At 64.6% G+C, this 11,955-nt stretch carries 13 protein-coding genes; 3 read left to right on the top strand and 10 right to left on the bottom strand.

Going from position 1 to position 11,955, the window contains the following annotated elements; genetic code table 11:
- Positions 1-197 precede the first annotated feature (197 nt).
- The 10 genes from BX592_RS10325 to flgB all read right to left on the bottom strand — a co-directional run bounded on the left by BX592_RS10325 (position 198) and on the right by flgB (position 8,926).
- Entirely contained in the window at positions 198-956 is a 759-nt protein-coding gene (locus tag BX592_RS10325; RefSeq protein WP_134191664.1) for a flagellar brake protein, read from the bottom strand.
- Between the two features lie 230 nt (positions 957-1,186).
- Positions 1,187-2,155, bottom strand: coding sequence for a flagellar assembly peptidoglycan hydrolase FlgJ (gene flgJ / locus BX592_RS10320; RefSeq protein WP_134191663.1), 969 nt, complete (start codon positions 2,153-2,155; stop codon positions 1,187-1,189).
- Positions 2,156-2,170: 15 nt separating this feature from the next.
- Complete coding sequence (locus tag BX592_RS10315; protein ID WP_279589179.1) at positions 2,171-3,382, bottom strand: flagellar basal body P-ring protein FlgI; 1,212 nt, start codon at positions 3,380-3,382, stop codon at positions 2,171-2,173.
- A 5-nt stretch (positions 3,383-3,387) separates the two neighbouring features.
- Positions 3,388-4,065, bottom strand: coding sequence for a flagellar basal body L-ring protein FlgH (flgH, locus tag BX592_RS10310; RefSeq protein WP_134191776.1), 678 nt, complete (start codon positions 4,063-4,065; stop codon positions 3,388-3,390).
- 71 nt (positions 4,066-4,136) lie between these two features.
- On the bottom strand, positions 4,137-4,925 hold the full coding sequence (flgG, locus tag BX592_RS10305) for a flagellar basal-body rod protein FlgG (protein ID WP_134191662.1): 789 nt from the start codon (positions 4,923-4,925) through the stop codon (positions 4,137-4,139).
- 55 nt (positions 4,926-4,980) lie between these two features.
- The gene (gene flgF / locus BX592_RS10300; RefSeq protein WP_134191661.1) at positions 4,981-5,739 is read right to left on the bottom strand and encodes a flagellar basal-body rod protein FlgF; all 759 of its coding nucleotides are present in this window, start codon (positions 5,737-5,739) and stop codon (positions 4,981-4,983) included.
- 51 nt (positions 5,740-5,790) lie between these two features.
- On the bottom strand, positions 5,791-7,044 hold the full coding sequence (gene flgE / locus BX592_RS10295; RefSeq protein WP_134191660.1) for a flagellar hook protein FlgE: 1,254 nt from the start codon (positions 7,042-7,044) through the stop codon (positions 5,791-5,793).
- A gap of 24 nt (positions 7,045-7,068) precedes the next feature.
- Positions 7,069-7,737, bottom strand: a complete 669-nt coding sequence (locus tag BX592_RS10290) for a flagellar hook assembly protein FlgD (protein ID WP_243849464.1) — start codon at positions 7,735-7,737, stop codon at positions 7,069-7,071.
- A gap of 70 nt (positions 7,738-7,807) precedes the next feature.
- The gene (gene flgC / locus BX592_RS10285) at positions 7,808-8,230 is read right to left on the bottom strand and encodes a flagellar basal body rod protein FlgC (protein WP_208327882.1); all 423 of its coding nucleotides are present in this window, start codon (positions 8,228-8,230) and stop codon (positions 7,808-7,810) included.
- 210 nt (positions 8,231-8,440) lie between these two features.
- Entirely contained in the window at positions 8,441-8,926 is a 486-nt protein-coding gene (gene flgB, locus BX592_RS10280) for a flagellar basal body rod protein FlgB (protein ID WP_134191658.1), read from the bottom strand.
- Between the two features lie 272 nt (positions 8,927-9,198).
- Between flgB and flgA the strand changes: the two genes are divergently transcribed.
- From flgA to BX592_RS10265, 3 genes are all read left to right on the top strand, one after another.
- Positions 9,199-10,797, top strand: coding sequence for a flagellar basal body P-ring formation chaperone FlgA (flgA, locus tag BX592_RS10275; RefSeq protein WP_243849455.1), 1,599 nt, complete (start codon positions 9,199-9,201; stop codon positions 10,795-10,797).
- A gap of 225 nt (positions 10,798-11,022) precedes the next feature.
- Positions 11,023-11,355: a flagellar biosynthesis anti-sigma factor FlgM gene (flgM, locus tag BX592_RS10270; RefSeq protein ID WP_134191656.1), complete on the top strand. Its 333-nt coding sequence runs from the start codon at positions 11,023-11,025 to the stop codon at positions 11,353-11,355.
- A gap of 93 nt (positions 11,356-11,448) precedes the next feature.
- Complete coding sequence (locus tag BX592_RS10265) at positions 11,449-11,895, top strand: flagella synthesis protein FlgN (protein WP_134191655.1); 447 nt, start codon at positions 11,449-11,451, stop codon at positions 11,893-11,895.
- Positions 11,896-11,955 lie beyond the last annotated feature (60 nt).

Here is an 11,955-nt window from a genome sequence, read left to right as displayed (position 1 = left end):
TTACCCGGATGCCGCCACGCTTTGGGCGGGCCATCGGGCCGCGGTCGGCGCGCCACGACAGAGTTGCCGACGGTGCATTATCGATAGCACCGGCGCAAGTCAAAACGGAGAGGACAAAGGGAATCGGGTGCTATATCGCTGTTGCGCGTGGAATGCGCGACATGGCCGCGCGGCGTGTCGCCGCGCGGCCTTTGCGCTTATACCCGCACGAGCGAGCGGCGTTTCATCTCAAGCTGTGTGATCAGACGCTGCAGCGTATTTTCCGCGCTGCCCGGCAGCGACATGAATCGCAAGCCCAGCAGATAGCGCGTCCCGCCGCCATGCGGCAACGGCATCGCGCGCAGCGACACGATCTGCAGATCGAGCGACAGCGTGCCGCTGCCGTTCAGATTCACTTCGATATCGGACAATACCGTGCTCAACGGCAATGTCGCCGCGCGTTCGTCGCCGGTGCGCAGGCCGATGCCGCCTAGCGACAGGTCATGAATTTCGAAGCGGAACGTATCGCCGTCGGGCAGCTTGCCCGAGCAGTAGTACGGGTTGAGGATCGGCGTTTCGACGCGGAAGTACTCGCGCCGCTGGATGTAGTACAGCACCTCGGGAAACGCGGATTCGAACGCCGGACGGCCTTCGAATGACGTCTCGCGCGGTGTGCCGGTGCCGAACTCGACACGCACGCCTTCCGGCGCCGCGAGAAAGTGGCAATGCGGCGCAGCGAGCAGACCGCGATTCTGCTCGGGCAACGCGCCCCAGTCGAAGACGAAAGTCTGCGTGCGTACGTCGACGTCGAGGATACGCGTGACCAGCTGGCCGCCCTTGTACTGCACGGTCAGAAAGTCGCCCCGGTTGAACAGATTGCGCAGCTGAACGCCGATTTCCAGCGGATTGCGACGGCCGAAATGCTCGGTCGGCTCAATCGCTTCCTCCGGCTGGGCGGTCGACAGATTGGGTTCCATGATGTCGTAGTCTCGCGATGCGAACCGCCGGCCCTGCCGGCGACACGCGTATTCTATGACCGGTCTGCCGGGATCCTCCGGCAATCGATCTTTACGCTATAGCGGCAATTATTCGGCGAAGTTTAGAGTGCGGTCGCAAATAATTTTAGCGCGAGCGCGCGCGAGCCGGCCGCAGCGCAGCGGCCGGTGTCCGGGAAGGTTATGCGAAGCGCGTAGACGGGAAGCGGCGCTCAGCTCATTTGCTGCATGATCGACATCAGCTTGCGCGCGTAGTGCGGATCGGTCGCGTAGCCGGCGCGCTGCATACCGTTCGCGAAGCCCGCGGCGCTCTTTGCATGGGATGCGTTCAACACGGACGCATAGCGCGGGTTGTTCTTCAGCATGCTCGCGTAGTCGTTCATCGCCTCCTGGTAAGACGCGTACGAACGGAATTTCTCCACGCGACGCTGCGGCTGGCCGTCCACATACTCGGTCGTGACGGTCGACACCGTGTCGCCGGTCCAGTCCCTGGTCGCCTTGATGCCGAACACGTTGTGGCTCGTCGAGCCGTCCGGCTTCTTGATCTCGCGTTTGCCCCACCCGGACTCGAGCGCGGCCTGGCCGATGATGAAGCGCGCCGGAATGCCGGTTGCCGCGCTCGCCGCCTGAGCCGGCGCCGCGAGTTTATTCACGAACGTGTCGACCTTCTCGGACTGCCCGTTGCCCCGCACCGGCGGCGTCAGCGCGCTGTTGGCCGAGTAGCCGCGGCCGGTCGTCAGCGCGCCGTTCGCGGCCGGGTTCGAATACGCACGCGCAAGCGAATTGAGGGTCGACAGCGAGCCGATCCCAGCGCCGCCGAGCATCGATCCGTTGCCACTGCCGCTGCCGTCATCCGAAAGGTTCGCCTGACGCGCAAGCTGCTTGATCATCATGTCCGCGACGCCGATTCCCTTCGACGACATCTGCTGCGACAGCTGTTCGTCCAGCATCGACATGAACTGGGCACCGTCGCGCGAATCGAGCGGGCCATCGTGCGGCGTCGCCTCGCGCATGCTTTTCATCATCATCTGCAGGAACACCGCGTCGAACTGGCGCGCGGCTACCTTCAGCGCGGATTGCGGCGAAGCCTTGGCCTGCGCGCGCAGCGCGTCGAAGCCCTGCACGTCGAGTGCGAAGCGCTTATCGAGATCTGCTGCCGGCTTGGGAGAGTCCGCATTCATCGTCGTGCTTCCTGCTTAGATGATTTCCAGGTCGGCGCGCAACGCGCCGGCGGCCTTCATGGCCTGCAAGATCGACATCAGATCGGCCGGCGTGGCGCCGAGCGCGTTCAGCGCCTTGACGACATCGGCGAGGTTCGCGCCGGCCGTCACGTACTTGAGCGACCCATTGTCCTGCTTCAGCTGGATCTGCGACTGGCGGGCGGCGACCGTCTGCCCGTTCGAGAACGCATTCGGCTGGCTGACCACCGTTTGCGTATTCACGACCACCGACAGATTGCCGTGCGCGACCGCGCAGCTGTCGAGCGTCACCATCTGGTTCATCACAATCGACCCGGTGCGCGCGTTCAGGATGACCTTCGCCGCAGCCTTTGCCGGTTTGATCTCGAGGTTCTGCAACTGCGCGAGGAACGACACCTGCGACGCAGTGTCGCCCGGCGCGTGCAACTGGATCGAGCGACCGTCGAGCGCGGTCGCGGTGCCCGGGCCGAACGCATTGTTGACGGCTGCGACGATCTTCTGCGCGTTGTCGTAATCCATGTCGTTCAGGTTCATTTCCATCATGCCGCCCGCCTGCGCGACATTGACCGGCAACGCGCGCTCGACGATCGCGCCGTCCGCGATGCGGCCGGCCGCGAGCTGGTTGACCTGCACGCGGCTACCGTTCGCGCTTGCGCCGGCGCCGCCGACCGCGAGGTTGCCTTGCGCGAGCGCATAGACCGAGCCGTCCGCGCCTTTCATCGGCGTCATCAGCAGCGTACCGCCGCGCAGACTTTTCGCGTTGCCGAGCGACGACACGGTCACGTCGATCGCTTCGCCGGGCCGCGCGAACGGCGGCAGCGTTGCGGTCACCATGACCGCGGCAACGTTCTTCAACTGCATGTTCGTCAGCGGCGACACACCGCCATTGGTCGCACCCGCCTGCTGGTTGTTAATACCGATACCGAGGTTCGCGAGCATGTTGGCGAGCGTCTGCGTCGTGAACGGGGTCTGCGTGGTCTGGTCGCCGGTGCCGTCAAGGCCGACGACGAGGCCATAACCGATCAGCGGGTTGTCGCGCACACCCTGGATCGATACGAGATCCTTCAGGCGCTCCGCATGCGCAGCCGGCGACCATGCGGCGAGCAGCGCGAGCATCGACACGGAGAACAGCGCGGCGCGTGCCAGGCAGCGTGTGGACAAGCGCAACAGCGAGCTCATCGAAGCGTGACGAAGAGTCGAAGCGTTCATCGTCATCACCACGGTGAAATATTCATGAAGAAGCGCTGGAACCAGCCCATCTGCTCGGCTTCGTCGATATAGCCCTTCGCCGAATATTCGATCCTCGCATCAGCCACTTCGGTCGAAAACACCGAGTTGTCACCAGCAACCGTATTCGGGTTCACGACGCCGGAAAAGCGCACCCACTCGTTGCCCTGATTGATCAGCATCTGCTTCTGGCCGCTCACGACGAGATTGCCATTCGGCAACACATTCGTCACGGTCACGGTAATCACGCCGTTAAACGTGTTCGACGCGTTCGCGCCACCGCTCGCCTGAAACTGGTTCTGCCCTGACGCGTCGAGATTCGCCTTGTTCAGCAGCCCCGACAGGAAGTTTGCCTTCGCGATCGAGACGCCCGTGGTGCCGTTGCGGTTCGCGTTCGCGCCGGACTGCTTGGTCGCGTTGATGTTTTCCGAAATGACGATCGTCAGAATGTCGCCGACGTTGCGCGGACGCTGGTCTTCGAACAGCGGGTGGCCTGCCGTGCCCGGGTTGAAGATCGACCCGGGCGCCTGCAGTTGCGCCGGCACCGGCGGCACCGCGGTCATCGGCTGCTGCACGATCGGCTCTTTGGGCACGAGCGCGCAGCCAGCCAACGCGCCGGCGAGTGCGAGCGGCAGTGCCGCGCGTGCGGCACCGGTGCGAACCATGAGACTGATGAGCTGCGACATCTTCGTAACCGCCTACCTGATAACCATCTGTTCGAAGTGACGACGAACGTTCAAACCTGCATCTGACTGAGCGTCTGCAGCATCTGATCGGACGTGGTCACGGCCTTGCTGTTGATTTCATACGCGCGCTGGGTCTGGATCATGTTCACCAGTTCCTGCACGACGTTCACGTTCGACGTTTCGACGAAACCCTGCTGCAGCGAGCCGATGCCGTTCAGGCTCGGCTGGCCGACGTTCGGCGCGCCGGACGACTGGGTTTCCTGCGCAAGGTTCTGGCCGATCGAATCGAGACCGGCCGGGTTGATAAACGTGGCGAGCTGAATCGTGCCGATGTTCACCGTGTTGGTCGAATTGCCCTGCGTGATCGACACGGTGCCGTCCTGGCCGATCGTCATGCTGGTCGCGTTCTGCGGAATCGTGATGGCCGGCTGCAACGGGAAGCCGCTCGACGTGACGAGGCGGCCCTGCTGGTCGGTCTGGAACGAACCGTCACGCGTGTATGCGATCGTGCCGTCCGGCATCTGCACCTGGAAGAAGCCGTTGCCGTTGATCGCGACATCCTTCGAGTTGCCGGTCTGCGTCAGGTTGCCCTGCGTGTACAGACGCTCGGTCGCGACCTGCTGCACGCCGGTGCCGATCTGGCTGCCCGACGGAATCTCGGTGTTTTGCGTCGAGTTCGCGCCCGGCTGACGCAGCGTCTGGTAAATCAGGTCTTCGAACACCGCGCGCGAGCCCTTGAAGCCGTTCGTGCTGACGTTCGCGAGGTTGTTCGAAATCACGTCCATCTGCGCCTGCTGCGCATTCATGCCGGTCGCGGCAATGTAGAGGGAGCGGTTCACGTTCGTTATTCTCCTGGTGTCACACCATGGGTTTCAGTTCCGGCGGCGCGCCGCATCAGCTGAAACTGAGTAACTGGTTGGCCGACTGCTCGTTCTGGTCGGCGGTCTGAATCAATTTCGTCTGCATCTGGAACTGGCGCGCGTTGGTGATCATCGACACCATCGCCGCAACCGGATTCACGTTGCTGCCTTCGAGCGATCCCGACGCGACCTGCACGTTCGGATCCTGATCGGCCGGATTGCCGTCGGCCGGACGGAACAGGCCGTCGTCGCCGCGCATCATCGTGTTCGCGTCCGGGTTCACGAGCTTGATCTGATCGACCAGCGCGATCGCGTTCGGCGGGTCGCCGGGCGCGAGCACCGACACGCTGCCATCGGTGCCGATCGTCACCTGCGATGCGGGCGGCACCGCAATCGGGCCACCGTTGCCGATCACCGGCAGGTTGTTCGCGGTGACGATCTGGCCATTCTCATCGACGTGCAGATTGCCGGCGCGCGTGTACGCTTCGTTGCCGTCCGGCGTCTGCACCGCGATCCAGCCTGAGCCTTGAATCGCGATGTCGAGCGGGTTGCCGGTCTGCGAGATCGGGCCCGGCGTGTAGTCCGAACCCGGTGTCGCAGACAGCACGAAGGTGCGGGTGGTCTGGTCGTTGACAGCCGAACCGTCGCCGAAGCTCATCGGCACGGAACGGAAGTTCGCGAGCTGCGCGCGAAAGCCGGTGGTCGACGCGTTCGCAAGGTTGTTCGCGACGACGGCCTGCTGGTCGAGCGCCTGAGTGGCGCCGGTCATCGCGGTGTAGATCAGTCGGTCCATGACTCGCTTGTGTCCTTGTCAGGATTTCGCGGCAGCTTGCGCGTCGCCGCGTTACAGGTTGATCAGGGTCTGGTCGATCGTCTGCTGCGTCTTGATCGTCTGCGCGTTCGCCTGGTAGTTGCGCTGCGCGGTAATCAGATCGACCAGCGAGCCGGTCAGGTCGACGTTCGACGTTTCGACGGCACTGCCCTGCACGGAACCGAGCACCGACGAACCCGGCACACCAACCTGCGGCTGACCCGACTGCGCGGTTTGCGCGAACTGGTTGTTGCCGAGGTTCTGCAGGCCGTTCGGGTCCGCGAAGTTCGCGAGCAGCACCTGGCCGAGGATCGCGGTACGGCCGTCGGTGTAGTTGCCGGTGATCGTGCCGTCACTACCAATCGAAAAGTCAGCGAGCTGCGACGTGCCGAAGCCGTCCTGCGTCGGTGCGGACGTTTGCGTGCTGCCGTTGCCGCCGGCGCCGAACTGCGTCAGGCCGGACAGGTTGAGCGCCACGGTCTGGGCCGCGGAACCATCGGTGTGCGGAATCGGAATCGAGAACTGGCCAGCCACCGCAGTCGGGTTGCCCGCCGGATCAGCGGACGCCGTCAACGCGCCGGCCGAATCGAACGTCATGCTGCCGAGGTCGGTCGGCGCGGCACCCGACGGGCCCGCGAAAACTTCCCACTGGCCCGGCGTCGCACCCTTCACGAAGAACAGGTTGACCTTGGTGGTCGCGCCGAGCGAATCGACCGTATTGATCGACGTCGTGAAGTTGAAGGTGGTGTCGTCCTGGAAATTGAATGCCGCGGTAGGCGCGGTCGCCGCCGCGTCCAGGTTGATGCCGAAGGTCGCCTGCGTGGTCGCGACCGGCGGCAACAGGCTCGCGTTCGGAATCTGGATCGGCACAATGTCGCCCTTTTGCAGCTGACCCTGTGCATTAGCCTGGAAGCCCATCAGCTTGTTGCCTTCGGCGTCCGTGATAAAGCCGTTCTTGTCCGGCACGAACTGGCCATTACGCGAATACGTGATCAGGCCGTTCGGATTCTGCATCTGGAAGAAGCCGTTGCCGTTGATCGCCATGTTGGTCGCGGTGCCGGTGGTCTGCACCTGACCTTGCGAGAAATCCTGCTGCACGCCAGCCAGTCGCGTACCGATACCAATCTGGTTGTTCACCGCGGTCGCGATCGAATTCGCGTACAGGTCGGCGAAGACTGCCGTGCTCTGCTTGAAGCCGACCGTTTGCGCGTTGGCAATGTTGTTGCCGACCACGTCGAGGTCGTTGGTTGCGGCCGCCAGACCGCTCAAGCCTTGCTGATAACTCATGTTGCGCTCCGAATCTGATGAGGATCAAAGAATGCCCGAGGGGCCGCCGTTCAATGGGATGGTCTGACCGTTCGCGAGGGTCAGGCCTGGTGTGCCGTCCGCCTGCGTGACGACGCTGATCACCGAGATGCCGGTCAATGCGAGAGGCGCGCTCGTGCCGGTTGCGGTACCGCCCGCATCCGTCACCGTGAACGTGTAGTTGCCCTTTGGCAGCGGGTTGCCGTTGTCGTCGACCGGGTTGAAGCCCGGCACCGGAATCACGCCGGCAGGCTGCGAACCGAGATCGATCGTGCGCACCACCTGGCCGTTCGAGTCCTTGACCTGCAAGCGCAGATCCGACGCGGCGCCCGGCAGCTTGATGCCGAACGGCGATGCGGCCGGCGTGGTGCTGGTCGAGCCGTCCGCGTTGAGCGGGAAATCGACCGTGAACGTATTGCCCGGCACGAGCACCGTGCGTCCGATCAGCGACGCGGACTGACCCGCCTCGGTCGCCGACAGCTGCGACGACAGCGACGTCAGCGTCTGGTTGAGCTGTGCGATGCCGCTCACCGTGTCGATCTGCGCGAGCTGCGACGTCATCTGCGAGCTGTCCATCGGCGCGGTTGGGTCCTGGTTCTGAAGCTGCGTGACCAGCAGTTTCAGGAACGTCGTCTGCAGATCCGACGCGGAGGTGCTGGCCGAATTGGCACCCATCGTGTCGTTCGGCGTGTTGTTCACCGTGGTGCCGGTGCTTCCGATTGTTGAGCTGCTCAAGCGATTCTCCTCAGGTGCCGATCGTCAGCGTTTTCAGCATCAGGTTCTTCGCGGTGTTCAGCGTCTCGATGTTGGCCTGGTACGAGCGCGACGCCGAGATCATGTTCACCATTTCCTGCACCGGATCGACGTTCGGCGCGGTCACGTAGCCGTCCGCATTCGCCGCCGGGTTGCTCGGGTCGTAGGTCGTCTTCATCGGCGTCGGGTCGTCGACCACGCCGGTCACCTGCACGCCGCCGACCTGCTGGCCCGAAGCCGAGCGCGCGCCGCCGAGCGGATCGACCGCGAACACGACCTGCTTCGCGCGGTACGGCTTGCCGTCCGGACCGGTCGTGCTGTCCGCGTTCGCCAGATTCGACGCGGTGACGTTCAGGCGCTGCGATTGCGCTGTCAGCGCCGAACCCGCCACCTTGAAGATGTTCATTAATGACATGGCCTGTCGAGCCTCCTTCGTGTACCAACCCGTAGCGTTAATTGAGTGCCGCCGTCCGCGCATTGCTGTTCTTGTGCCGCGCGGCGCCCTGTTGTTCGTGTTGCTGCTGTGCTGCCTGCTGTGTTGCCGTCTGTGCGGCCGTTTGTCCTGCAAGCCGGCGCGTCGTGATCGTTCAGGCGATCGACGCGGCCGCTCCCCGTAGTGATCGTGTTAGCTGCCTGACGTGATCGCCGACAGCAAGCCCTTGATCTGCGACGACACCATCGTCATCCCCGATTCGAGATGCAGCGTGTTGTCGGCGAACTGCACGCGCTCGGAGTCGAGGTCGACCGTGTTGCCATCGAGCGCGGGCTGCACCGGCGTGCGGTACTTCAGCTGGCCGTAATCCTGGACCGGGCCGCCGGTCGGGATCAGCTTCGCCTTGCCCGCCATATGGCCAGGCTCGGTGGTCGCAAGCGTCATCCCGCTCGTCACGCCGGCCGGCTGTGTCATCTGCAGCGGCGCCGCGCCGGAAACGGGCTGGCCGTTCGCCTTGCGCAGCGCGCCGGCTAGCGACGACGCAAAGTTGATGTCGCGCGCCTTGTAGTTCGGCGTATCGGCGTTCGCGATATTCGACGACAACACCTCCTGCCGATAGGCGCGCACGTCGAGCGCTTCCTTGTTGAACGCAAAGTCCTGGTCGAGCCTGTCAAGCATCGTGCGTATCTCCGTCTGAACGGTCCGCCATCATGTTTGCCTGCCACCCCGTGTATGCGGGCCGCAGCAGGTAACCGGCGGCGGCGCGGACAATACGCGGAGGCTTTTTCGCATGGACTGCATCTTATGGGCGCGATGCAAGAGCCAATTGAACGAATAGCTGGGGAAGCCCCCCTCTATTCAACGTTTGCTAGCAGGGGCGGCTCTCTAGAATGCGTTCGTACTCGCAGGTCCTGTGCGGGTGCCTCTGTAATCGAATCTGGAGAATTGTCATGGCCCTGCCCGCTTTCGCTGCCCTGCCCGGCGTGTGTCGCGCCGCTCGGCTGCGCGGCGCGGCGCGGCAAGCGTTGCGCGCGTCGTCGGTTGCCGCGCGGCTGACGATTGCATTGCCCGGCATTGCGCTGACGCTCACCGCGGTGGCGCCCATCACGGCTTTCGCGCAGGACAACGGCGGCCCGATCGTCATTCCAGGCCCCGGTGAAAAGAATCCCGCCGACGCCCAGGCAATGGTTGCGCGCATGGGCGTGACAACCCGTGCGTCGCAGCCGAGCGCGGCCGCACTCGCCGCGCTTCGGCCAACACCGGCCGCGCAGCGCGCGGCGGATGCCGACGATGGTCAGATCGTGATTCCGGGGACTGCCGAGGCGGGCAACCTGACTGGAACCGGCAGGTATCCCGCCAATGCGACTCATGCGCTCAATGCCGCGAACGCGCCAACGGGCACCGTCACGAGCGGCGTTGTGACGATTTCCAACGCGCCGCCCGGCATTCCTGTCACGATGCAGCGCGTGAACATGCCGCCGGCGGCCAACCGCGTGGCGCCGGTGACCGTCAGCAATGCGCAGGCGCGCTACAGCCCGCCGGCCTCCGACATCCGTGCAGCCGATGCGTCGAACGCGTCGGACACCATCGAGATCGATCCGCTTTCGGCGCGTGGCATGCCGCCTCAACTCGGCGGCTCCGGTGGAACGGCAGCGGTTAAAACGCCGGTGGCCGCGACGGCCGAACAGGTCAACGCAGCAGGAGTCGCCGCAAGGCCCGCAGCCGCGCAGACCGCACAGCCGGCCGTCGCGCAGGCTGCCGCACAGACCGCACAACGGCCTGCGCAATCGGCGCAGATTGCGCAGTTGCAGGCCACGCGTGCTGCACAGCGCACGGTCGCGACGGGCAACGCCGTTCCAGTCGCCGCGACGGGCGCCGTTGCGGCCGTCTCGAACGCGGCGGACGCCGTTGCGGCCGCCGCCGCCGGCCAGCAGGACCCCGAATCGATCCGCGCGACGGCGCTTGCCTTCCTGCAGCAGCAAACGGCCGGGCTGCCCGGCAAGATCACCATCACCGTCGCGCCCGGATTCCGGCGCGGTCTGGCGGCCTGCACCGCGCTTGAGCCATTCATGCCGGTCGGCGCACGGTTGTGGGGGCGCACTTCGGTCGGCGTGCGCTGTGCGGGCGCGCGTCCGTGGACGATCTATCTGCAGGCGCGCATCTCGCTGCTGGCGACCTACTACACGGCGGCGCGCCAGATCGCGCCGGGTGAGACGCTGTCGGCCGCCGATCTCGTCGCGCACGACGGTGACCTCGCCGTCCTGCCGCAAACGGTGATCACCGACCCGTCGCAGGCAGTCGGCGCGGTCGCGTTGCAGCGTATCGGCCCCGGGATGCCGCTGCGTCAGGACACGTTGAGGAGCGCGGCATCGGTAACGGCCGGGCAGACGGTGCGCGTGGTCGCCGCGGGCGACGGGTTCACGATTTCGGCGGAAGGCAACGCGATGAGCAACGCAGCGCCGGGCCAGCAGGTACGGGTCAAGACGACCAACGGCCAGATCGTCACCGGCGTGGTGAAGGACGGCGCGACCGTCGAGATCCAGATGTAAAGGCAGTTACCGCGTAACAGCGGGCAGTATCTCGATCGCAAACGGATAACAACCGGACAACAGGCGGTATCAGGAGACAACAAAGCGGTAACAAGTAGTAACAACTGGTTCCAGATCGCGGCAAAGGCAATAGGGACGGGAATTTGACCGATTACGACTGCGCTAAAGTTTCGGCGGGCGATTGCCGATATCAAGACAAATCGTTCAGGAAGCAGGAAGCCCATCGTGAAAGTCGATTCCAGCACCAATCCGAATCTGTCGCCGCTGAATGGCGGCGTGCAGCGCAGCCAGCAGGGCGACACCGCCGCTGCCGGCACGAGCGGCGCGCAGACGCCGGCTACGAGCGGCGCAGCCGCCGATGTCAACCTGTCGGCGCTCGCGGGCCAGTTGCGCAGCCTCGCGGCGTCCGGCTCGGCCGACATCGATACCGCGCATGTCGAATCGATCAAGCAGGCGATCCGCCAAGGCACGCTGCAAATCGATCCGGCGAAAATTGCCGATGGCGTGCTGGAAACCGCACGCGGCCTGCTGCAAGGCACCCCGCCGGCCGGCAACTGAGCGTCCCTCTTTTTCAGGGCGCTCTTTCTGCCGGACGGCATCCAAAGCCTGCGCCGCCCACGCTTTGCGGGCGGCACAACGTTTGAGTGAGTGATGAAAGACGCCCTGCTTGACACCATCATCGACGAATACGCGACGGTCGAAGCGTTCGCCTCGCTGCTCGTCTGCGAACAACAAGCGCTGTCGACCGCATGGCCGGGCGAGGTGCTCAAGCCGATCGTCGAGCAGAAATCGTCGATGGCGGACAAGCTGACGATGCTCGAGCGCACGCGCGATGCGCAACTGCGCGAGCGCGGTCTGCCTGCCGGAAAGCGTGGAATGGATCTCGCCGCGGCAAAAGACCCGCGTCTGAGCGAGCACTGGAGTTTGCTGCAGAAATCGGCCGAGCGCGCGCGCACGCTCAACTTCAACAACGGCCTGATGATTCGCACGCGTATGGACTATAACCGCCGCATTCTCGCGGTGCTGCGCGGCACGCCCGAAAAGGCGACGACGTTCTACGGGCCGGATGGCAAGGTGCCGTCGCACTACGGCGTATAAACAAACCGCTTCGCGCGCCAGCTGGCGACGCTCAGGTCAGCCAGAAAATCTCGCGCGCGT

It is taken from the genome of Paraburkholderia rhizosphaerae (assembly GCF_004366595.1).
In the GTDB taxonomy this organism is placed as follows: Bacteria; Pseudomonadota; Gammaproteobacteria; order Burkholderiales; family Burkholderiaceae; genus Paraburkholderia; species Paraburkholderia rhizosphaerae.
The sequence above is the reverse complement of the archived record's forward strand: the minus strand, read 5'-3'. Positions and strand labels throughout refer to the sequence as shown.